This is a genomic window from Pseudomonas sp. FP603 (genome assembly GCF_030687415.1).
GTDB classification, from domain to species: domain Bacteria; phylum Pseudomonadota; class Gammaproteobacteria; order Pseudomonadales; family Pseudomonadaceae; genus Aquipseudomonas; species Aquipseudomonas wuhanensis.
In genome coordinates, this window is record NZ_CP117431.1 from 1,333,177 (window position 1) to 1,354,575 (window position 21,399).

Consider the following 21,399-nt stretch of genomic DNA (forward strand, 5'->3'; position numbering starts at 1 on the left):
AATTCGCTGATTAACAGCGACTAAATAACGTTCAGCGAAGCCCCAAATTCTGCAATTGAATTACATCTGAAACATCGCGCTGGAGGGTTTTACGACTGCTGCGCAGCCGAACGGGGGCAAGCCCCCTCGCCACGGGGTTTCATTTCAATCAATTAGCTGAGGTTGAACACAGATGCATTGCCAGCCGTGCTCTGACTGTGACCATCCGCCGCGCTGCCCTTACTGTTTCTCAACCGCAGGTGTATCGTATTCGCCTTTTGCAGGCCCCGCGCCTGTGGCTGATACGTGAGGTAGTTGAGTTCATGTCCTTTACCCGTCGACAAATACTCGGTGGTCTGGCCGGTCTTGTGGTGGTTGGCGTGGGGGCCGGTGGCGCGTCGCGTTACTGGCTGGGCAAAATGGCCGACGCTGACGCCGGTCACGACTATGAGCTGATCGCCGCACCGCTGGACGTCGAACTGGTGGCCGGGCACAAGACGCCGGCCTGGGCGTTCGGCCCGTCGGCGCCGGGCACTGAGTTGCGCGTGCGTCAGGGCGAATGGCTGCGGGTGCGCTTCATCAATCACCTGCCGGTGGCGACCACCATTCACTGGCACGGCATCCGCCTGCCGCTGGAAATGGACGGCGTGCCGTACGTGTCGCAATTGCCGGTGCTGCCGGGCGAGTACTTCGACTACAAATTCCGCGTGCCCGACGCTGGCAGCTACTGGTATCACCCGCACGTGAACAGCAGCGAAGAGCTCGGTCGCGGCCTGGTCGGCCCGCTGATCATCGAAGAGCGTGAGCCCACTGGTTTCAAATACGAAAAAACCTTGAGCCTCAAGAGCTGGCACGTTGATGAAGAGGGCGCGTTCGTCGCCTTCAGCATTCCTCGCGAAGCGGCCCGTGGCGGCACGGCGGGGGGCTTGTCGACCATCAACGGTGTCTCGCAAGCGGTGATCGACTTGCCCGCCGGGCAAATCACCCGCGTACGCCTGCTCAACCTCGACAATACGCTGACGTATCGCCTCAACATCCCTGGTGTCGAAGCGCAGATCTACGCGCTGGACGGCAATCCGATTGAACCGCGCCCACTGGGCAAGGAATACTGGCTCGGCCCTGGCATGCGCATTTGCCTGGCGATCAAGGCACCGCCGGCCGGCGAAGAACTGTCCCTGCGCAATGGCCCGGTACGCCTGGGCACCTTCCGCTCAGTGGCGAACACCGATGCGCCGACCGAGTGGCCGCCGGCGCTGCCCGCCAACCCGGTGGCCGAGCCGGACCTGGCCAATGCCCAGAAACTCAACTTCAATTTTGAATGGGTAGGCTCGGTGTCGGTCAATGTCGAAAATGGCAAGCCGCCCAGTCTGTGGCAGATCAACGGCAAGGCCTGGGACATCACCGACAAGACCTGCGCCGATCGACCGATTGCCAAGCTCGAAAAGGGCAAAAGCTATATTTTCGAATTGAAGAACATGACTCAGTATCAACACCCGATCCATTTGCATGGCATGAGCTTCAAGGTCATTGCTTCGAACCGGCACAAGGTCATCCCGTACTTCACCGACACGTACCTGTTGGGCAAGAACGAGCGCGCGCAAGTGGCGCTGGTGGCGGATAACCCTGGGGTCTGGATGTTCCACTGCCATGTGATCGACCACATGGAAACCGGCCTGATGGCCGCCATCGAGGTGGCGTGATGCGTCAGATTCGCCCCGCAGCGATTATCGACCGCAGCCGTGATCGCGATTTCATGCGCGAAGCTCTGGCCCTCGCCGCCGAAGGCGCGGCGCTGGGTGAAGTGCCGGTGGGCGCGGTGCTGGTGCAGGACGGTGAAATCATCGGGCGCGGTTTCAATTGCCCAATCAGCGGCAACGACCCCAGCGCCCACGCCGAGATGGTCGCGATCCGCGCCGCCGCCCAGGCCGCCAGCAACTACCGCCTGCCGGGCAGTACGCTTTACGTGACGCTGGAGCCGTGCAGCATGTGCGCCGGGCTGATCGTGCACTCGCGGATCGCGCGGGTGGTGTATGGCGCGCTGGAGCCCAAGGCCGGGATTGTGCAGAGCCAGGGGCAGTTCTTTACCCAAGGCTTTTTGAATCATCGGGTGGTGTATGAGGGCGGGGTGTTGGCGGAGGAGTGTGGCGCGGTGTTGAGTGAATTCTTCAAGGCCCGAAGAGCAAAACCTTCAGAGTAAACACCGATACCTGTGGGAGCGGGCTTGCCCGCGATGGCGTCGGCACATCAAGCATTGATGTTGACTGAACCACCGCTATCGCGGGCAAGCCCGCTCCCACAGGTTTATCTGGTGTCTGGGAGATTGAGGCTATTTGCGGGCGACGATCACCGCGCGCATCGGCGCCGGCAGCCCTTCGATCGTTTTACTGTGATCTTGCGGGTCAAGGAAGTCGCTCAACGACTGATACTTCATCCACTCCGTCCCGCGTTGTTCCTCGACCGTGGTCACGCTCACATCCACGCAACGCACATCGCTGAAGCCGGCGCGGCGCAGCCACAGTTCCAGCGCGGGCACTGATGGCAGGAACCACACGTTACGCATCTGCGCGTAACGGTCTTCCGGCACCAACACCTGCTGCTGATCGCCTTCGATCACCAGCGTTTCCAGCACCAGTTCACCGCCTTTGACCAGGCAATCCTTAAGCGCCAGCAAATGCTCGATCGGCGAGCGGCGGTGATAGAACACGCCCATGGAAAACACCGTGTCGAAGCCTTCCAGATTCGGCGGCAGGTCTTCGAAAGGGAAGGGCAGGTGCCAGGCATTGGGCTCGGACAAGTAGCGTTGTACGGCCTGGAACTGGCAGAAGAACAGCCAGTTCGGGTCGACGCCGATCACGCTATCAGCCCCGGCGCCGAGCATGCGCCACATGTAATAACCGTTGCCGCAGCCGACATCGAGGATGCGTTTGCCTTTCAGGTCCAGGTGCGGAGCTACCCGGGACCATTTCCAGTCCGAACGCCATTCAGTGTCGACATGCACGCCGAACAGGTCGAACGGGCCTTTACGCCAGGGCGACAAACCCATCAACGCGGTGCGCATTTGCGCGCGGGTCTCAACGTCGCAATCAGTGTCCAGTTTCAAGCCATTCAACAAGTCGACTTCGCTCGGCTGAATCTTCGGCAACGCGTCCAGCGCGCTCTGCCAGCGTTCCAGGTCACCGTGACCTTTTTCCATTTTCTTGTCGAGTTGTGCCTGCAGGGTGTTGGCCCATTCGGCCAGCGGGGTACCGGCCAGACGGCGGGCGAGGGGGGACAGATCAATCATGGCAAGGCAATCAACGAGGCAAAGTTAAGACACTGGAACCACGGCACGACTTTCGAGAACCCGGCGGCCAACAGGCGCTCGCGGTGTTCTTCGAGGCTGTCGGGCTTCATGACATTTTCGATGGCGCTGCGTTTCTGGGCGATTTCCAGTTCGCTGTAGCCGTTAGCGCGTTTGAAGGCCACATGCAGGTCGGTGAGCAGCGCGTGTTCTTCGGGATCGTTGAAGCGCAGCTTCTCCGAAAGGATCAGCGCGCCACCGGGCAACAGCGATTGACGGATGCGCGAGAGCAGCGCGGTGCGCTGGTCCGGGGCGATGAATTGCAGGGTGAAGTTCAGCGCCACCACCGAGGCCGGCTGAAATTCCAAGGCAAGGATATCGCCCTCGATTACTTCCACCGGCAGCAACTCCTGGAACATCGAGTCCTGGCCGTTGAGGTATTCGCGGCAACGCTCGACCATGGCGGCGGAGTTATCCACAGCGATCACCCGGCAACCGTCGGTGCGCACGTGGCGGCGCAAGGCCTGGGTCACAGCGCCCAACGATGAGCCCAGGTCGTAGAGCACGCTGTTGGGCTGGGCGAACTGCGCGGCGAGCACGCCGAGGTTTTCCACGATGGTCGGATATCCCGGCACCGAGCGCTTGATCATGTCCGGGAATACCCGCACCACGTCCTCGTTAAAGGCGAAGTCAGGTACCTGGGTCAAAGGCTGGGCGAAAAGGCGATCGGATTCTTTGCTCACGGCGGTTCCAGCGGTGTAGGTGGAAAAGGCCGGCATTTTAGCCAAATTGACGGGGGGATGCGCGGGTTGTCTGATAAAGCGCCGGACTAACCTCGGTTAACAGAGAGACATGCAGTTGTGGCGAGGGAGCTTGCTCCCGCTCGGCTGCGCAGCAGTCGTCATTCGGTAAATGGGTTTTGTCTGGAAGAGTGGAGTCGCCTGGGTCGGGGCTGCTTCGCAGCCCAGCGGGAGCAAGCTCCCTCGCCACAGAGTTCAGCGCGGTTTCTGGGCAAACGCCGACGCCGCAATCCCCCATTGCCCCAGCCAGTAGCTGAGGATGATCACGTAAGGCGCGGCATGGAATGGCATCACAAACCGGTTAATACCAATCACGCTGTCAGAAAACACAAATGCCACCGCGCCCGCCGCCGCCAGCAACGCCGAGCGTTTGGGCACGTCGGTGCCGAGGCGGGCCAGCGCGCGCCAGAGCATGGCGCTGATGGCCAGCCCGTAGACGATCACCGGGATCAGCAGCGGTCCCAAGCCATTGGAAATCAGAATCCCCAGCAGCACCGCGCCCACGCTCAACGCTAGCATCAACGGCAACAATGCCAGACGCCGGCAATCGCTCAAATAAGCCTTCAGATACGCCAAATGCGCGACCAAAAACGCCCCAAGGCCAAACACGAACAAATCTTGCGGCAATGCCAGCAACACGTCGCCGACCAAGGAAAAAATCAAACCCAGGCTGATCCAGCGCCGATAGTCACTGGGCGGTGCATCGTGCAACCAGCCGAGCAGGGCCAGCACCGGCATCGGTTTGACCAGCAGGCAGAGCAGCGTCGCATGCACACTGAGGCCATAGAGAAAGGTCACCGCGCCCATCAGCGCCAGAATCAGCCAGCCCACGATCAGTTAACCGCAATGGCGCAGTCGAAGGTTTTCACCGCCGGCACTTCGGGTGCCCACGGCTGTGAATAAGTCAGCCGCAAACGGCCAGTGCCGGTGGCAAAGGCCTGGAAGCGCCAGGTCGAGAGGCCGGCGCTGCCGACGACCCCGGCGTCTTCCGGGTTGCTGTAAACCTCGGGGCTGAGCGCGCGTAACACGCCACCGGCCGAATCCTGAATCGCCCAGCGGTAACCCGTGGTCGGGTTGCTTGGCAGGGTCAGGATCAGGTTTTGCCCGCTGTTCAGTTGCACCGGGCATTCGCTTTGTTTTTCCACGGTCACGTTGTGTGTCGATTGCGTGGCGCAAGCGCTCAGCAGGGCGAGGGCGAGGGGGATCAACAGGCGAGTGGGGGACATAAGATCAGCGGCTCCGGCATTCACGACGAACGGCGAGCATAACTGAAGATGAGACAAAGTGTGACAGCGGACCGGGATGGCAGTGAGGGATGGTGTCGTCAGTGCTGACGTCATCGCGGGCAAGCCCGCTCCCACAGGGTTTTGTGGTGAACACAAGATTTGTGAACACCCCGGATCACTGTGGGAGGGCTGTGGTGTCAGTGCCGACGCCTTCGCGGGCAAGCCCGCTCCCACAGGGTCTTGTGGTGAGCACAAGATTTGTGAACACCCCGGATCACTGTGGGAGCGGGCTTGCCCGCGATGGCGGCGGTGCAGGCGCTACATAACTATCAGAACAATATCTTCGCCACATCCGCAAAGCGCTTGGCAAAGTGCACGGTAATCCCTTCTTTCAGATACTCGGGCAGTTCTTCAAAGCTACCGCGGTTGGGCTCCGGCAGGATCAACTCGAAAATCTTCTGCCGCCGCGCCGCGATCACCTTCTCGCGCACCCCGCCAATCGGCAGTACATGCCCGGTCAGCGTCAGCTCTCCGGTCATGGCCACACCTTTTTTCGGTGGCTGGTTGCGGGCGAGCGAAAGCAGGGCGCTGGCCATGGTCACGCCGGCGCTCGGGCCGTCTTTCGGCGTGGCTCCTTCCGGTACGTGGAGGTGAACGAAGGCTTCGTCGAAGAACGTCGGATCACCGCCAAATTGCTTCAGATGGGAGCTGACGTAGCTGTAGGCGATTTCTGCCGATTCTTTCATCACTTCCCCCAGTTGCCCGGTGAGCTTGAAGCCCCGGTTGAGGGTGTGGATGCGCGTGGCTTCGATCGGCAAAGTGGCGCCGCCCATGCTGGTCCAGGCCAGCCCGGTGATCACGCCGATGCCGGACAGCACTTGCTCGTTACGGAACACCGGCCGGCCGAGTGAGGCTTCCAGGTCTTTGGGGCCGAGTTTGATCACTGCTTTCGGTTCGTCGAGCAACTTCATCACGGCCTTGCGCACCAGTTTGCCGAGGTTTTTTTCCAGCTGCCGCACCCCGGCTTCACGGGCATAGCCGTCGATCAAGGCTTTCAATGCGTTGTCGCTGATGCTCAGGCTACCCTTGGACACGCCAGCTTTCTCAAGCTGTTTCGGCCACAGGTGACGCTTGGCGATCGCGACTTTCTCTTCGGTGATGTAACCCGAGAGGCGAATCACTTCCATCCGGTCCAGCAACGGGCCGGGAATCGAATCCAGGGTGTTGGCGGTGCAGACGAACAGCACTTTCGACAGGTCCAGGCGCAAATCCAGATAGTGGTCGAGGAATTCGACGTTCTGTTCCGGATCGAGGGTTTCCAGCAGCGCCGAGGCAGGGTCGCCCTGGTAGCTCTGGCCCATTTTGTCGATCTCGTCGAGCATGATCACCGGGTTCATCACTTCGACATCTTTCAACGCGTGGACGAGTTTGCCCGGTTGCGCGCCGATGTAGGTGCGGCGGTGGCCCTTGATCTCGGCTTCGTCGCGCATGCCACCGACGCTGAAGCGGTAGAACGGCCGGCCGAGGGATTCAGCGATGGATTTGCCGACGCTGGTCTTGCCCACGCCCGGCGGGCCCACCAGCAACACGATGGAGCCGCTGATTTCGCCTTTATAAGCGCCGACCGCGAGGAATTCGAGGATGCGGTCCTTGATGTCGTCGAGGCCGGCGTGGTGTTTGTCCAGCACCTTGCGCGCGTGTTTGAGGTTGAGATTGTCTTCTCCGTACACGCCCCAGGGCACTGAGGTTGCCCAGTCGAGGTAGTTGCGGGTCACCGCGTATTCCGGTGAGCCGGTCTCGAGGATCGACAGCTTGTTCATTTCCTCTTCGATGCGTTTCTGCGCCTGAGGCGGCAACACCTTGCCCGTCAGACGTTGCTCGAACTGCTCGATGTCGGCGCTGCGGTCGTCTTTGGTCAGGCCCAGCTCTTGCTGGATGACCTTGAGCTGTTCCTTGAGGAAAAACTCGCGCTGATGCTCGCCGATCTTGCGGTTAACTTCGGCGGAGATTTCTTTCTGCAGGCGCGCGACTTCGACTTCCTTGCGCAGCATCGGCAGGACTTTTTCCATGCGCTTGAGCATCGGCACGCAGTCGAGCACTTCTTGCAGCTCGCTGCCCGTGGCCGAGGTCAGGGCGGCGGCGAAGTCGGTCAGCGGCGACGGGTCGTTGGGGCTGAAGCGGTTGAGGTAATTCTTCAGCTCTTCGCTGTACAGGGGGTTGAGTGGCAGCAGTTCCTTGATCGCGTTGATCAGCGCCATGCCGTAGGCCTTGACCTCGTCGGTCGGCTCGGTGGGCTGGTGCGGGTATTCGACTTCCACCAGGTACGGCGGGCGATGATGCTTGAGCCAGGTTTTGATGCGTACGCGGGTCAGGCCCTGGGCGACGAATTGCAGTTTGCCGTTTTCGCGACTGGCGTGATGCACTTTGACCAGGGTGCCGTATTCCGGCAGGGCTTTGGTGTCGAAGTGGCGCGGGTCTTCCTGGGGAGTGTCCATGAAGAACAGGGCCAGGGAGTGGTGATCGGACTGGCTCACCAGTTCGAGGGTTTCGGCCCACGGCTCTTCGTTGACGATCACCGGCAGTACTTGCGCCGGGAAGAAGGGCCGGTTGTGGATCGGGATGATGTAGACCTTGCCCGGCAGGTTCTGGCCAGGCAGGGCGAGGCCTTTGCTGGTGGCGTGGTGTTCGACGTTGTCTGTTTCGGCGTATTCGCTCGTGTCTTCAGGGAATTCTTGCTGGTCGGTCATGGGGCACCTGCGCAATAGGGTATGGGTCTTAGATGGGGCAGGTGGGGGGTGGTTTCAATGGGCCTGGATATTTCAGCGTGTGTGTTCAGGGTTTTGACAGGTACTTGTGCTTGGCAACTAGATGGCTGATCAAGCTATCGCTGGATGGGCATCATGTCGGAATAAATACGTTTTACTGCAAGCCTCTTCTTCTCGATGGGTTCATATAACCGGCTTTCAGGCTGTTATTTCGATTGCTTATGGATGACTGTTATTTATGACAGTAGACAGCTGTCGTTCGGTGCTGGAAATTGAGCACGAGCCCCTTCGCATTGAGGGGGGAGCGTTATACGAAAATATAGGGAGATAAATGATGAGTTATCCAATTAAAACGACCTATAACGGATTGACCATTCTCGAGCATGACCCCGCGAATTCAGGTAATCGTTTTCAGATCGAATATTCGCCTGGGAGTGTCGGCGCATTTTTTAAGACATTGGAAGAAGTAAAACAATCTATCGATTATCAACAGGCAGTGGCGCGAGATGAGGGTGGCAAGTTTGGATATTAATGGGGAGGCAGGATGTTCAGCCGCGCGTTCCGCTTTTTGAAGGAACGAACCGCGTGGGCGGGGCGGCTCGCGGAGGCGGCCTGACAGCCAACCAATCCCTCGCAGATGCACACGGCTCGATTGTGGGAGCGAGCCTGCTCGCGATGGCGGCGTGTCAGGCGATATCAATGTTGAATGTGAGAAAGCCTTCGCGGGCAAGCCTCGCTCCTACAGAGGATTAGCTGTGTGGCGCAGGTTTTGGGATGGCAACGTTATCCAGCATCCGGTTCACCGCCAGTTCTGCCAACATGACGATCTGTTGAATCGCCATCACCGTGTGCCGGTGCGGCCCTTCCAGATACCCCGCAATATCACTCGCCATCACACTCGCCTGGGCCAACGATTCACAGGTGTGAGCCAACAGGTCTTCGTCTTTGATATCCGGCGCGACCATATACATCGTGCTCGGCTTGCGGGCCACGGGGGATTTGAGGGCGGTGGGGTTGAGGTAGTGATCGAGCGCGCGGTTAGCGGCGTCGTGGAATTTTTTTGAATCGTTGGATTCGTAGGGCGAAACGTTCTCGGTTTCAGGGGGATTCGGTGTTTCTTTGAACATGATGAAGCTCCAAGTAAGTAATGGAGCTGCCACTGATCGCCGCGACGCGATGGAGAGTGGCAGCTGTACGCAGGTTCGCGGACCGAGCTACTTGGAAACTCGGCATACCCGAAGGTATCCCGCGCACAGCCACCATGAGACCAAACGACAGGAACGTCGATTGGGGACGGTGATTATGCACCAAGTAAGCTAATTCAGGCCGCGACGCCCGGTCGCTGATTTGCAGCGACCCCCAAAGCCTATCCACCGCTCTTCCGAGCGACAACCGTCAAAACCTGTCGGAAAGTTCTCAAAAAATCACCACATCTGTAGGACCTGCGCGGATATCTCTGACGACCACAGTCAACTGTAATCGAATGGACTCGCCCACGCCGAGGCGTCTATGCGCCACGGTGGCATCCTATAGATGTCAGCGACAGCGAGGGCGAGCCCATGAGCAAGAGTACGTCGAAAAAGAATTCCCTGTCTGCAAACAACCTTTCGGCCTGTACCACCGTAGCCGTGGATCTGGCGAAGAGTGTGTTTCAAGTAGCGGGTGAAGATCATCTGGGTCAAGTGATCTACGAGAAACGCCTCAAATCCCGTGAAGCCTTTTCCACCTTCTTGCGCCAATTGCCACCTGGCACCTCGGTCTTGATGGAAACCGGCCCAGGTGCGCAGGCTTGGGCCCGGTTGCTGCTGGAACAGGGCAATCAGCCTCGAATCCTGCCGGCTCAGCATGTGGCCAAGCATCGCAGCGGACCGAAGAACGACCGTAACGACGTGTTGGCCATCCTGCGCGCCGGCCGGGACGAGCGTGCTCACGCCGTGCCGGTCAAAACCGTAGCCGGGCTGGAAATGCAAGCGTTGCACCGAGTACGCCGGCGCTACGTGAAAGAGCACACCGCCATGGGCAACCAGATGCGTGGATTGCTGCTGGAACATGGTTTTTCCATCCCCCAGGGCAAAGCAGCCATTGACCGAAACGTCACTCAGCCACTCGAAGACTCCAGCCAGCCGATCCCCGCGTTGCTACACGAGCTGATCGCCGAATTGCTCGCTGAGTGGAAGCACATGGCTGAACGTATCGAAGTGATGACCGGGCGCCTGGAGCGCGCAGTTCGTGAAGACGACACCGCGAAGCGGCTGATGACGGTACGCGGTGTCGGTCCGATCTTCTCCTCGGCCGTGATTGCCAAGCAGACCGAACCTGAGCGTTTTGCCAATGCCCGGGATTTTGCAGCTTACTTCGGCACAGTGCCCGAGCAGTACAGCAGTGGAAATACGATCCGGCTGGGCAAGATGGCCAAACGCGGGGATGCCTACATCCGCAGTCTGGCCATACAAGGTGCACATGCTGTCCTCAGACAGCTCAATCCCAGCTCGGATCATCCTGATGACCGCCGCCTGCAACGCAGGCTAGGCCGTCATGGACAGAAAGGGGCTGCGGCGCGTCTGGCCAACCGCAACCTGCGGATCATCTGGGTGTTACGGCAAAACAAAGACACCTATCACCGCCAGCCGACTGAGCGTCAGGAGGTGGTGATAGGTCAGTGATTTAACGAGTTCTGCCACCGAGGCGCTTGGCGCCTCAACCCTTGCTAGAGAACATTGACCCCAGGTTAAACCGTCGCGGATAGATGCCTGCGCTCCTACCGGCCCTTGAGGCCTCTCTGTAATCGGCATCCCGCGAGCTGATCCGATGTTGGCCAGAAGCCAGGCGCTTCCTCGAACAGGCCTGATACATAGATGCAACCGGGTAGCAGTGTTCAAAAGCAAAGCGGGTTGACAGTGAGGGGCGAGTCCATACATAGGAGCGAGGCTTGCCCGCGAAGACGGTGTGTCAGGCGACATCAATGTTGAATGTGAGAAAGCCTTCGCGGGCAAGCCTCGCAGGGATTTTGGGTGTGGCGGGGATTGCAGCGCCCACAAAAAAAGGCGACCCCCTCACAGGAGTCGCCTTTGCTTTAACTGCCGCTACCGCTTATTCCGACAGTTTGTACGCAATCACATAGTCACCTTGCTTGGTGCCCAGCGATCCGTGACCACCCGCAACAACGAGCACGTATTGCTTGCCGTCTTTACCGGTGTAGGTCATCGGTGTGGTTTGCGCGCCGGCTGGCAGGCGGCCTTCCCACAGTTGCTTGCCGTTTTTCACGTCGTAGGCGCGCAGGTACTGGTCGAGGGTGCCGCTCAGGAAGGCCACGCCACTGGCAGTGGTGAAGGCCCCGCCCAGGCTCGGTACGCCCATGCTCAGAGGGATTGGAACCGGCGAGCTGTCGCGCACGGTGCCGTTCTTGTGCATCCAGATGGTTTTGTTGGTGGTCAAATCGACCGCCGCCACGTAGCCCCAGGCCGGTGCCTGGCACGGCAGGCCCATTGGCGACAGCAGAGCCTCGAGGATCACGCCGTAAGGCGCGCCTTTGTTGGGCTGCACGCCTTCGGTTTCGCTGACGCGGGGGCCTTGTTTGGCGATTTCCGCGGCCGGGATCAGTTTCGATTTGAACGCCATGTAGCTCGGGTTCACGAAAGCAATCTGACGCACCGGGTCAACCGAGATACCGCCCCAGTCGAACACACCGAAGTTACCGGGATAAACGATCGAGCCTTGCAGCGACGGCGGGGTGAACATGCCGTCGTAACGCAGGGATTTGAAGTCGATCCGGCACAGCATCTGATCGAACGGGGTCACGCCCCACATGTCGCGTTCCTTGAGGGTCGGCGGCACGAAGTTCAGGTCGGACATCGGTTGGGTCGGCGAAGTGTGGTCGCCTTCCACTGCGCCTTGCGGCACCGGAATTTCCTTGATCGGTACGATCGGCTGACCATTGCTGCGGTCCAGCACGTAGATGCTGCCTTGCTTGGTGGACGCGAGCACCGCCGGTTTCACACCGTCTGCGGTTTTCAGGTCCATCAGGGTTGGCTGGCCACCGACATCCATGTCCCACAGGTCATGGTGAGTGAACTGGAAGTGCCAGCGTACCTTGCCGGTGGCGATGTCCAGCGCGGTCAGGCCGGCGGCGTGCAGTTCCGATTCAGGAGTACGCGCGCCACCGAACTGATCCGGGGTCTGGTTGCCCATCGGCAGGTAGATCATGCCGAGTTTTTCATCGACGCTGAAGATGGACCACATGTTCGGCGAGTTGCGGGTGTAGACCTTGCCTTCGGCAATCGGTGTGGTGTCGTCCGGGTTGCCGCTGTCCCAATTCCACACCAGTTTGCCGGTGTGCACGTCGAACGCGCGGATCACACCGCTTGGCTCGTCGATGGAAACGTTGTCGGTCACGTGGCCGCCAATCACCACCAGGTCTTTGGTGACTGCCGGTGGCGAAGTCGAGTAATAACCGCCGGCGGTGAATTCACCGATGTTGGTCGTCAGGTCAACCTGGCCACCGTTGCCGAAGTCTTCGCACATTTTGCCGGTGTCGGCGTTCAGGGCGATCAGACGGGTGTCGGCGGTCGGCAGGAAGATCCGGCGCGGGCAGACGCTGGCCACTGGCGCGTTGGCCGTGCCGGTCGGGCTCTGCTCGGACGTGTAGGCGGCGTCATCGTGATAGGTCACGCCACGGCAGGTCATGTGCGCCCAACCCTTGAAGTTCGCCGCGTTTTGCGTGGAGAGCTTCGGATCGAAACGCCAGAGTTCCTTGCCGGTGTCCGGGTCCAGCGCGATCACCTGGCTGTGTGGCGTGCAGACATACAGCATGCCGTTGGCTTTGAGCGGGGTGTTTTCGGCGGTGGTTTCGCCCGGGTCGTTTGGGCCAGGCAGGTCGCCGGTGCGGTAGGTCCAGGCGGGAACCAGTTTGCTGACGTTCTGCGGTGTGATCTGCGCCAGTGGCGAGTAGCGATCGCCATGGGCGCTGCGGCCGTAGGAGTTCCAGTCGCCATCGGGCATGGCCGGGGCGGTGTTGGTCATGCCAGGCACAGCGTCCCGATTCAGTTCGCCTTTGATTTCACCGGGGTTGGTGAACAGGCTGGCGAGCGCGGCGATACCAGTGATGACCACGGCAGCACTCAGCACGCCGGTGCCGACCGGGTTGAATTCGCCAGTACGCAATGGGCGACGAAACCATGGCAGCAGCATGACGATACCGAGGGCAAAGAGCAGCGCCAGACGTGGCACCAGCTGCCACCAGTCCAGGCCGACTTCCCACAGTGCCCAGACCGTACTGGCGAACAGCACCACCGCGTACAGGCTCAGCGCCGCATAACGGTCGGCCAGCAGCAGCCCGCCGGTCAGCATCAGGCCGATACCGGCCAGCAGGTAATACAGTGAGCCGCCGAGCATGCTCAGCTTGATCCCCCCGGCCAGCAAGGCCAGGCCCATTAATAGAAGCACGATACCGAGCAGGCTCGGCAGCAGACGGCTTCGACTGAAAGCACCATCAGCGCTCATAGTGTGGTTCTCCGTGACGTTTTAAGTAGTCCCGCGCAAGTTCACTGTAGATGACGATCTTGTGCGGGCATGGTTCAGTTAAGAAAGGTGTGCGGTTGATGCAATCCCTGTGGGAGCTGGCTTGCCTGCTCCCACAGGTCTTGTGGTTCTAATCAGAACGACGACTGGATCTTGATCCCGCCAATCAGCGCGTCATCGACCTTGTCCACGCCACCGGGGTGGCGGATGTATTGCAGGTTCGGGCGCACGGTCAGCCAGTTCGTGACATGCACGCCGTAATAGAGTTCGGCGCTGTATTCGGTGTCTTGTGGCGGCAGAAACGATGGGTCGTCGTAATCGAAGACGGCGCGGGCCTGGTTGGTGGCCTCGGCGTTCTTGCGATAGGCCGGGTTGACGTGGACACGGGCCAGGGCAAAACCGATGTCGTCTCTGGCGCGAGCATCGAACAAGCCTTTGTAGACGACACCAGCCTGGACGTAGTTGTCGATGGCGTTGGTCTTCTTGTCGTGCATCGTGCCGTTGGCGAACACGCTCAAGCCGCGAGAGTTATCACTGGCGCGGCTGGTCAGCTGCTGCTGAATACCGAGCCACACGCCATGCTTGCTCGATGCGCTACGGTAAGCCTCGCCACTCAGCGCTGCCGGTTGGCCGTTGCTGTCCTTGTAAACATCGGTGGCCTTGGCATTGCTGTAGTAATAACCGGCACGGTATTCACCCGGCAGGCCATTGAATTTCGGAGTCCAGACCAGTTCCACCGGCAGGATCGCGCCCTGAGTGCCGCTGCCGCTGAGCTTGAAGCCGTTGTCGCGATCCAGGTTGGACGGGTTTTGCTCGTAAGCCCCGATTTGCGCGTAGAGCTGCGGCGTCAGGTGATATTTGACGCGCATCGCCCACTGGCTGACCGGCCAGTTGTACCAGATGTCGCCCACCCAGTTGCCGACCTGGGAGCCGCAGAACGCCAGGTTCTGGAAGTCGCAAGGGAAGCTGTTGAAGTCTTCGCCTTCGCCGAAACGGCCGACCTTGATGTCGAGCTTCTGGTCGAAGAATTTCTGCTGATACCACATCTGCGTCAGGCGCCAGGTCTGGCCGCGGCCCCAGACTTCCTGAGCCGAAGTGAAACCGCCGACACGCGGGTCGTTGATCCGGTCGTTGCTGATGTTGTTGCCGTTGCGTTCGGTGATGGTCAGCTGAAATTCAGCGTCGTCCCAGCCGAGAATCTTCTGCAAGTCCAGGTGGGTGCCAAAGCCGAACTGGTCGCTGTAGCGAGCAGTGCGGTCATGGTCGTAGCCCCCGTGCAGGTTGCTGCCCATTTCACCGGTGTAATCGACCTTGAAGTCGTAGCCTTTTTCCGAAAGTTCGGTGCGCGTGCCGTTCCAGTCACCGAGCATCCACGGCGAATCGCTGTCGAAGGCGGGCGCAGCCTGGGTGCAGGTGGCGAGGCCCAATGCGGTGAATCCGCCAATCAGGTTGAGAGCTTTTCGACTGGCCACAGGGGGTAAGACAGCGCTGTCTCGCGGAGTTTGAAAATCAGGCATAGAGAAGAAATTCTTGGTCTTTTTCTAAAAGGGGGTGACTGAACGCAGCGGGGGAGAAGCGTTTCAGCTGGACGGGCGTAAGGATAATGTTCTGTTACACATAGAGAAAGGGCTTTTACTGACATGGATCATTTCGGATTTGGTAATAGTGTGCGGAAAAGATCACCTACATTTAACAGAGAGCAAACAGATAGCTTCCCCCCAACGAAGCCCTCGGCTAAGGTGCGCGGCTTCCAATTTCCACTTCGCTCGAAGGCCCGGCATGACCGAACAGAACACCAACCCGCTGCACGGCGTGACGCTGGAACAGATCCTCAACGCCCTGGTTGAACACTACGAATGGTCGGGGCTGGCCGAGCGCATCGATATCCGCTGCTTCAAGAGTGACCCGAGCATCAAGTCGAGCCTGACATTCCTGCGCAAAACCCCGTGGGCGCGGGAGAAGGTCGAACGCCTGTACGTGAAGTTGATGCGCACCAAGCGACCGGTCTGAGCATGGTCATACCCTCGACGCCAGGTTCTGCCGCGAGGCGTCGTTGTGTTGCCGTGGCTGCGGTTTTGGGCTGGGCGGGCTTAACCATTCAGCTGTACCTGATTCTTTACTTGCGCTGGAGTGTTGCGGCCAGTCTGCTGGGTGGGCTGGTGAGTTTTTTCAGCTTTTTTACCGTGCTGACCAACACGCTGGTGGCGGTGGTGCTGACCTGTGAATTGACGTCCCGAGAATCGGCGGCGCGGCGCTGGTTTTTGCAGCCGTGGGTGAGCAGTGGGATTGCGGTGAGCATCGCCGTGGTCGGTGTGGCGTACAGCCTGTTGTTGCGCCACTTGTGGCATCCCGAAGGCTGGCAATGGCTGGCCGATGAGCTGATGCATGACGTCATGCCGCTGCTGTTTCTGGCTTATTGGTGGTGCTGCGTGCCCAAAGGTACATTGCGACTGCGGCACATTGCGGTGTGGGCGATCTATCCGCTGGTGTACTTCGGCTATGCGTTATGGCGCGGGCATCTGCTGGCGGTTTATCCCTATCCGTTCATTGATGTGGACAAACTGGGTTATCCACAGGTGTTTGTGAATGCCGGGGGATTGTTGGCGGGGTTTGTGCTGATTTCACTGCTGGTGATTGGGCTGGATCGGTGGCGCACGGATCGCAAGTGAACACTGACTGTGGCAAGGGAGCTTTGTGGCGAGGGAGCTTGCTCCCGTTGGCTTGCGAAGCAAGCCCCCCAAAACCCGGCTGACGCGATGTATCAGGCAAACCGCGCCAACCGGTTTTACGACTGCTTCGCAGCCGATCGGGAGCAAGCTCCCTCGCCACAACAAGCCATGCAGCCACAGTGTTGCGGTTACTCCTCGTCGCTGTCATCCAGTCGCCAGTAACCGACAGCCTTCACAAACTGCTCGTTCAGGCCGTGCTCATCGAGCAATACCCGGCGGATCTGCCGCGACACTTTGGACTCGGTCGCCACCCACGCATACAGATTGCCATCGGGCACTTTGATTTGTTGCACGGTGGTCAGCAGGTTGTTTCTGCCACCCTCACGCAATACCCATATCACGTCGACCTGCGCGGCGCTTTCCAGGCGTTGTTGTTCGGCGCCGTTTTCCACTTCCACGATCACCAATGCACGCCGATTGGCAGCCAGGCCTTCGAGCCGGCGGGCGATGGCGGGCAGGGCGGTTTCGTCGCCGATCAGCAGATAGCTGTCGAAGATGTCCGGCACGATCATCGAGCCCCGAGGCCCGCCGATGTGCAGGAACTGGCCGGGTTTGGCCTGCTCGGCCCAGGTCGAGGCAGGGCCGTCGCCGTGCAGCACGAAGTCGATGTCCAGCTCCAGCGTATTCAGGTCGTAACGGCGAGGCGTGTAGTCGCGCATCTCAGGCATCGGCCCGTTGTCCTTGCCGGCACCGAGTACCAGGGTTTCCAGCGCCGCATGTTCCGCTGCATTTTGTGGGAACAGCAGTTTGACGTGGTCGTCCGTTCCGAGGCTGACGAAGCCAGCCAGCTCTGGGCCACCCAGGGTAATCCTGCGCATGCGCGGGGTCAGGTCGACCACCCGCAGTACTTCCAGGCGACGGCGTTTGATCTCGTGGCTGACACGGTGAATGGATTGGGATGGCACGATAACGTCGGTCATTCGGCTTTCTCCGAAGTGGGTTGAACGGCAGGGCCGTCGACGATGGCTTTGGCCGTGTTGTTGAGCAGGTCGCGTACCCGCAGGATTTCTTCCGGGCTCCAGCGGCCATGGTGCATTTGCAGGGCATGGCGCAGGTTGTGCACCGCTTCGTGAATTTCGGCGGGGCGGTCATGACCGCGCAACGAGCGCTTGCTGACTTCGATGCGCATGCGCACGCCGTCCAGGGCAATCGCTTGTTCACTTAAAGACAGACGTCCGGCGTCGGTGATGCTGTAGCGTTTTTTTCCGCCCTCGGCATCGCCCAGGATCATTTCGCTTTCTTCAAGGAAGGTCAGGGTCGGGTAAATCACACCAGGGCTGGGGCTGTAGGCACCGTCGAACATGCTTTCGATCTGGCGGATCAGGTCATAGCCATGGCATGGCTGTTCGGCGATCAGTGCCAACAGCAGCAATTTCAGGTCACCGGGGGCGAATACTCGCGGCCCACGTCCACCGCGCTCGCGGCCGGGCCCTGGGCGTTTCTCGAAGCCGTCGCGGCCGTCGCCGTGTTCACGGTGGGGGGAATGATGGTCTCTCATTTTTGCGTTCTCTCGTCGTGTTTAGAATACAACGTAAGATATATCTTGTGGCGCGAGCAAGACGTTTTTTGGGCCCCGTTCAGTCGGCCGACAAACGGTGCATTGGCTGGCAACCTGATATTTATTAAAAAAACAGGACTGGAAAGTTAAAGTTATCGCTCTATTAATATCGAAGTCCTATTCTGAAAGTCCTGAAGTCCCGTGTTTGTATAGTTGAAACTGCTGTATGGTTTTTTCAATAAAACTGTATGTAGGTCATAACTTACAGTTATTGTTTTGAATTCCGATTTTTTGTTGTTTTTTCTTGCTTGTCATGAGGTTGTTTAACTACGCGATCATCGGAAGTTACTTGCTTACATTCCAGAGCGAACAGCCGATCATGCCTCGGCGTTGAAAGTTCAAATCAACACGGTCATTACCGGTAGGCGTTGTTTGAACTTTCAATGAACCGATCCTTTCAAGAAGACAGGTACTGAACGATGTTCAAAAAAATCGCAATTGCTGCCCCTCTGGCTGTTCTGGCTCTGAGTTCCTCCGTCGTATTCGCCGCAGGCGAAGCTCGCCATTCCATCAGCCTTGTGGCTCACGTGCCGACCAACGGTTTTTATGTAGTGCCGACTGACTTTGACCTGATCAACAAGGATCAGGACATGAGCTTCCAGCCAGGCACCGGCAAGATGAGAGACGTTGAGGGGTTCTTCGATGTGCGTAACAACAACGGTTCGGTTCATGCCAGCCTGGAAAGCGCGCCCAAATTGATCTCTGGTGCCAACACCATTGATTTGAAAGTCGAGTTGAATAACAGGCAACTCACGCTGACACCGCAACTGGTTGTGGGTGAAGCCGAGTCCGACGTGAACTATCGCGCGCCGCTGAAAATCAGTGCGGTAGGCACAACTTTTACTCCGGGTGACTACACCGGTGTGGTGGCGATGACCTTCGATGCAGTACCTCCGGTCGTTACTCCGTAATCGGGCGATCAGGCAGTAAGCGCTGACTTTCCAAGTAGCGTTACCCGGCAGGCAAACAGCAATGTTTGCCCGCCGGACTTCAACTTGTTCGTAATCAGAGTACGTGTTCATGTTCCCGATGACACCCATCGCGGCTGCGCTTGCGCTGTTGTTTTGTGCCAGTGCAGCGGCGGCTCCTGTTTCCGCCGGTACGACACCGCGAAGTCTCCTGGCTCAGGCCAAAGGTCTGCCGGCGGATTTCGAGGAGCATTTTTTTGATGTGCCTCTGGCTGTTCGGGTGGAACTCGATCATCAGCCGCTGGGAGAGGCCATGGTGGTGTTGTCTCGCGATGATCGCATCACCCTCCTCGAATTTACCGATACCAGCGAAAACCGCTTCGGCGCTGCCGAGCGTGAGAAATGGGCCAGCACCCTCAAGCCGGGCGTGCCACTGGGCAATTGCACGGGTCAATGCCCGGATCAGCTATTGGCGGTGCACTACAGCCTGGAAAATTCGTTGGTGTCGATCCTCACCGAAAACGCTGAGCGCGATCTGGAAGCCAAGCGTTACTACGACCAACCCGAAGGCGGCAGTAGCGGCCTGATGGTGCGCAATCAGCTCAACCTCAATGGTGGGCAGGATCAGGATCTGGGCGGCCGTTTCGGCCTCGAAGCCAGCGCCAGCCTGGGCAACTGGAGCCAGACGTTCAACATGCAACTGGCTCGCCTCGGCGGGCCGGATGAGCAGCTTTATCACGCAGTCCACGAACTCTACACACAGCGTGAGTTACCCGGCAGTTTCGTTCGCCTGGGCTATTTCACCCCTAACTCCGAAGGTCTGACGCGCCAGCCCCGTTCATTCGGCACCAGTCCCGACACGGCCGTCGGCCTGATGTACGGCAGTTCCGACAGTCTGGCGATCGACAGTTCCCGGCCCAGCGTGTACCCGGTTTATGTGACGGCGAACCGTCAGGCGTCCGTGGAGATTTACCGCGACGGCCTGTTGATCAATACCCAATCAGTGCCCGCCGGCTTGCAAACCCTCGATACCCGCCCGTTGCCCGGCGGCATTTATGAGGTGGAAGTGCGCCTGATCGAGGACGGTCAAACCACCTCGAGTACTCAGGAGCTGATCTACAAACCGAACAACTGGCGCAACCTTGATGAGCGCTGGCGCTACAACCTGTTCGCCGGGCAGGAAACCAAATTGCTCAGCAACTGGGATCAACAGGCCAGCGGCGATGCGACCGCTGGCGCATCGCTCAACTACCTGTTGCACCCGCGAGTGATTCTCGGGCTGTCGGCCCGTCAGGTGCGCGAAAAACTGCAATACGGCAGTTCCATCGACTGGACGCTGGCCAACAACACCAGCCTCTTTGCCAATCTTTACCAGACCGAAGATCACGGCACCGGCGCCGATCTGCAGGGGCTCTACAACTATGGCGCCGGCAGTCTGGTGATCAGCCACAACCGCAGTTGGCTCGACACCCGCAACATTTACGACACGCTGCCTGACGGTACCCGGGTGCGTCAGCGCAACGTATTCACCGGTCAGACCAGCAATTCATCGCTGGCGCTGAACCATCGCATCAGCCGCAAGAGTTCACTCAATGCCCGGGTGTCCCACAGTGACGGCAACACCGAAGGCGTGGGTGTCGACCTGGGCTGGACGCAACGCACTGTGGTGTTTGGCAGCGACGCCAATTGGCGCCTGTCGCTGTTTGATCGTCCAGGCAGTTACAGCAGTGGCGATGCGCGCAATCGCGGGGTCGACTTGAGCATCAACATGGCGTTGGGCGGGCCGGACCAGCAGGTCACAGGCAGCATCGGTACCCGCACCGCCCGGGATGGCGGCCGCGACAACAACGCCTCGATCGGCTACCGCAAGAACCTGCGGGACCATGTCTTGCAGAACGTCTCGGTGACGGCGCTCACCGACACTTACGGCATTGGTCTTTCGAGCTTGGCGAACTTTCGTACCGACGCAGTCAATGGCGACGGCTTTGTCCAGCGCTCGTCTTATAACGGCAACTTCACCGGTGGCCTGAATCTGGACAGCACGCTGATCGTTGGAGGCCAACGCATGACGTTGACCAGCCAGCATCAGGGCCGTGGTGCCGGGATGATCGTCGACGTCGAGTCCGACATCGACGGCATTGCCTTGCGCGCCGATGACTTGAGCGGTGGCAGCGCGGCGTTGCGCCCGGGGCGCAACTTCATCCCGATCACCGCCTACAAAAACAGCTCCGTGAGCTTCGACTTCGAAGGCAATCACGTGCCGGCGGCCAGCATCGAACCGGCGCGTACCCGCTATCACCTGAACAAGGGTGGCGTCGAGTACCGCAAGGTGCGGGTGATGAAAACCCTCACCGTGCTGGGCCGTCTGCTCGACGCACAGGGCCAGCCGCTCAAGGGACACCACGTGATCAACCACGCCAGCCGTGGGGTCAGTGAGGTCGATGGCTTCTTCTCGATGGAAATGAATGCCGGCTCTCCAACCCTGGAAGTGCGTCATGCCGACCAGTTGCTGTGCCAGTTCCGGCTCGATGTGGGTAAGCACCGCAGCGAAAACGATGTGCTGATGATCGGTGATTTGCGTTGCACGCCGGACACGTTGGCGGATGCCACTTTCAAGGACGCTACGGCGAGCTGACT

General features: G+C 59.5%; 18 protein-coding genes. 8 read left to right on the forward strand and 10 right to left on the reverse strand.

The features are described 5' to 3' along the window. The first annotated feature begins 302 nt into the window (after positions 1-302). Both PSH65_RS06220 and tadA read left to right on the forward strand, forming a co-directional pair. On the forward strand, positions 303-1,679 hold the full coding sequence (locus PSH65_RS06220; RefSeq protein WP_305425370.1) for a multicopper oxidase family protein: 1,377 nt from the start codon (positions 303-305) through the stop codon (positions 1,677-1,679). Next, positions 1,679-2,176, forward strand: coding sequence for a tRNA adenosine(34) deaminase TadA (gene tadA, locus PSH65_RS06225; protein ID WP_305425371.1), 498 nt, complete (start codon positions 1,679-1,681; stop codon positions 2,174-2,176). Before PSH65_RS06220 ends, tadA begins: the two co-directional genes overlap by 1 nt. 129 nt (positions 2,177-2,305) lie before the next feature. Here tadA and cmoB read toward each other — a convergent pair whose 3' ends face one another. The 5 genes from cmoB to lon all read right to left on the reverse strand — a co-directional run bounded on the left by cmoB (position 2,306) and on the right by lon (position 8,032). Continuing rightward, the gene (cmoB, locus tag PSH65_RS06230) at positions 2,306-3,262 is read right to left on the reverse strand and encodes a tRNA 5-methoxyuridine(34)/uridine 5-oxyacetic acid(34) synthase CmoB (RefSeq protein WP_123500586.1); all 957 of its coding nucleotides are present in this window, start codon (positions 3,260-3,262) and stop codon (positions 2,306-2,308) included. Then, positions 3,259-4,038 (reverse strand): carboxy-S-adenosyl-L-methionine synthase CmoA, encoded by a 780-nt coding sequence (cmoA, locus tag PSH65_RS06235; protein ID WP_305425373.1) that lies wholly within the window; start codon positions 4,036-4,038, stop codon positions 3,259-3,261. The genes cmoB and cmoA overlap by 4 nt, the downstream gene beginning before the upstream one ends. 216 nt (positions 4,039-4,254) lie before the next feature. Next, positions 4,255-4,890 (reverse strand): lysoplasmalogenase, encoded by a 636-nt coding sequence (locus tag PSH65_RS06240; protein WP_305425374.1) that lies wholly within the window; start codon positions 4,888-4,890, stop codon positions 4,255-4,257. Positions 4,891-4,892: 2 nt separating this feature from the next. Then, positions 4,893-5,285: a protease inhibitor I42 family protein gene (locus PSH65_RS06245; RefSeq protein WP_305425375.1), complete on the reverse strand. Its 393-nt coding sequence runs from the start codon at positions 5,283-5,285 to the stop codon at positions 4,893-4,895. A gap of 329 nt (positions 5,286-5,614) precedes the next feature. Continuing rightward, positions 5,615-8,032 carry an endopeptidase La gene (gene lon / locus PSH65_RS06250; protein WP_305425376.1) on the reverse strand — a complete coding sequence of 806 codons (2,418 nt, stop codon included), beginning with the start codon at positions 8,030-8,032 and terminating at the stop codon, positions 5,615-5,617. 352 nt (positions 8,033-8,384) lie between these two features. Here lon and PSH65_RS06255 point away from each other — a divergent pair, with 352 nt between their 5' ends. Continuing rightward, positions 8,385-8,582, forward strand: coding sequence for a hypothetical protein (locus PSH65_RS06255; RefSeq protein WP_305425377.1), 198 nt, complete (start codon positions 8,385-8,387; stop codon positions 8,580-8,582). Positions 8,583-8,799: 217 nt separating this feature from the next. On the opposite strand, the gene PSH65_RS06260 is transcribed toward PSH65_RS06255, so the two are convergent. Then, positions 8,800-9,177: a DUF6124 family protein gene (locus tag PSH65_RS06260; protein WP_305425379.1), complete on the reverse strand. Its 378-nt coding sequence runs from the start codon at positions 9,175-9,177 to the stop codon at positions 8,800-8,802. A gap of 432 nt (positions 9,178-9,609) precedes the next feature. Here PSH65_RS06260 and PSH65_RS06265 point away from each other — a divergent pair, with 432 nt between their 5' ends. After that, a complete protein-coding gene (locus PSH65_RS06265) occupies positions 9,610-10,713 on the forward strand; it encodes an IS110 family transposase (RefSeq protein WP_305425381.1) in 1,104 nt (367 codons plus the stop codon). A gap of 427 nt (positions 10,714-11,140) precedes the next feature. Here PSH65_RS06265 and PSH65_RS06270 read toward each other — a convergent pair whose 3' ends face one another. After that, positions 11,141-13,549, reverse strand: a complete 2,409-nt coding sequence (locus PSH65_RS06270; RefSeq protein WP_305425382.1) for a glucose/quinate/shikimate family membrane-bound PQQ-dependent dehydrogenase — start codon at positions 13,547-13,549, stop codon at positions 11,141-11,143. 152 nt (positions 13,550-13,701) lie between these two features. After that, positions 13,702-15,084, reverse strand: a complete 1,383-nt coding sequence (locus tag PSH65_RS06275; protein ID WP_305425384.1) for a carbohydrate porin — start codon at positions 15,082-15,084, stop codon at positions 13,702-13,704. Between the two features lie 262 nt (positions 15,085-15,346). Between PSH65_RS06275 and PSH65_RS06280 the strand changes: the two genes are divergently transcribed. After that, the gene (locus tag PSH65_RS06280) at positions 15,347-15,577 is read left to right on the forward strand and encodes a VF530 family DNA-binding protein (protein ID WP_007941719.1); all 231 of its coding nucleotides are present in this window, start codon (positions 15,347-15,349) and stop codon (positions 15,575-15,577) included. A gap of 2 nt (positions 15,578-15,579) precedes the next feature. Next, positions 15,580-16,236, forward strand: coding sequence for a Pr6Pr family membrane protein (locus PSH65_RS06285; RefSeq protein ID WP_305425385.1), 657 nt, complete (start codon positions 15,580-15,582; stop codon positions 16,234-16,236). A 188-nt stretch (positions 16,237-16,424) separates the two neighbouring features. Here the strand turns inward: PSH65_RS06285 and PSH65_RS06290 are convergent, their stop codons facing one another. Both PSH65_RS06290 and PSH65_RS06295 read right to left on the reverse strand, forming a co-directional pair. Further along, positions 16,425-17,216, reverse strand: coding sequence for a siderophore-interacting protein (locus PSH65_RS06290; RefSeq protein ID WP_305425386.1), 792 nt, complete (start codon positions 17,214-17,216; stop codon positions 16,425-16,427). Further along, entirely contained in the window at positions 17,213-17,794 is a 582-nt protein-coding gene (locus tag PSH65_RS06295) for a PadR family transcriptional regulator (RefSeq protein WP_305425387.1), read from the reverse strand. Before PSH65_RS06295 ends, PSH65_RS06290 begins: the two co-directional genes overlap by 4 nt. Positions 17,795-18,273: 479 nt before the next feature. Here PSH65_RS06295 and PSH65_RS06300 point away from each other — a divergent pair, with 479 nt between their 5' ends. Together PSH65_RS06300 and PSH65_RS06305 are read left to right on the forward strand one after the other, a co-directional pair. Further along, on the forward strand, positions 18,274-18,765 hold the full coding sequence (locus PSH65_RS06300) for a CS1 type fimbrial major subunit (RefSeq protein ID WP_305425388.1): 492 nt from the start codon (positions 18,274-18,276) through the stop codon (positions 18,763-18,765). Positions 18,766-18,874: 109 nt separating this feature from the next. Continuing rightward, the gene (locus PSH65_RS06305) at positions 18,875-21,397 is read left to right on the forward strand and encodes a CS1-pili formation C-terminal domain-containing protein (protein WP_305425389.1); all 2,523 of its coding nucleotides are present in this window, start codon (positions 18,875-18,877) and stop codon (positions 21,395-21,397) included. Positions 21,398-21,399 lie beyond the last annotated feature (2 nt).

Bases quoted from the DNA above. Each gene is read 5' to 3' on its own strand.
- PSH65_RS06220 (WP_305425370.1), top strand. From the start codon at position 303: ATGTCCTTTACCCGTCGACAAATACTCGGTGGTCTGGCCGGTCTTGTG.
- tadA (WP_305425371.1), top strand. From the start codon at position 1,679: ATGCGTCAGATTCGCCCCGCAGCGATTATCGACCGCAGCCGTGATCGC.
- cmoB (WP_123500586.1), bottom strand. From the start codon at position 3,262: ATGATTGATCTGTCCCCCCTCGCCCGCCGTCTGGCCGGTACCCCGCTG.
- cmoA (WP_305425373.1), bottom strand. From the start codon at position 4,038: ATGCCGGCCTTTTCCACCTACACCGCTGGAACCGCCGTGAGCAAAGAA.
- PSH65_RS06245 (WP_305425375.1), bottom strand. From the start codon at position 5,285: ATGTCCCCCACTCGCCTGTTGATCCCCCTCGCCCTCGCCCTGCTGAGC.
- lon (WP_305425376.1), bottom strand. From the start codon at position 8,032: ATGACCGACCAGCAAGAATTCCCTGAAGACACGAGCGAATACGCCGAA.
- PSH65_RS06255 (WP_305425377.1), top strand. From the start codon at position 8,385: ATGAGTTATCCAATTAAAACGACCTATAACGGATTGACCATTCTCGAG.
- PSH65_RS06260 (WP_305425379.1), bottom strand. From the start codon at position 9,177: ATGTTCAAAGAAACACCGAATCCCCCTGAAACCGAGAACGTTTCGCCC.
- PSH65_RS06265 (WP_305425381.1), top strand. From the start codon at position 9,610: ATGAGCAAGAGTACGTCGAAAAAGAATTCCCTGTCTGCAAACAACCTT.
- PSH65_RS06270 (WP_305425382.1), bottom strand. From the start codon at position 13,549: ATGAGCGCTGATGGTGCTTTCAGTCGAAGCCGTCTGCTGCCGAGCCTG.
- PSH65_RS06275 (WP_305425384.1), bottom strand. From the start codon at position 15,084: ATGCCTGATTTTCAAACTCCGCGAGACAGCGCTGTCTTACCCCCTGTG.
- PSH65_RS06280 (WP_007941719.1), top strand. From the start codon at position 15,347: ATGACCGAACAGAACACCAACCCGCTGCACGGCGTGACGCTGGAACAG.
- PSH65_RS06285 (WP_305425385.1), top strand. From the start codon at position 15,580: ATGGTCATACCCTCGACGCCAGGTTCTGCCGCGAGGCGTCGTTGTGTT.
- PSH65_RS06290 (WP_305425386.1), bottom strand. From the start codon at position 17,216: ATGACCGACGTTATCGTGCCATCCCAATCCATTCACCGTGTCAGCCAC.
- PSH65_RS06295 (WP_305425387.1), bottom strand. From the start codon at position 17,794: ATGAGAGACCATCATTCCCCCCACCGTGAACACGGCGACGGCCGCGAC.
- PSH65_RS06300 (WP_305425388.1), top strand. From the start codon at position 18,274: ATGTTCAAAAAAATCGCAATTGCTGCCCCTCTGGCTGTTCTGGCTCTG.
- PSH65_RS06305 (WP_305425389.1), top strand. From the start codon at position 18,875: ATGTTCCCGATGACACCCATCGCGGCTGCGCTTGCGCTGTTGTTTTGT.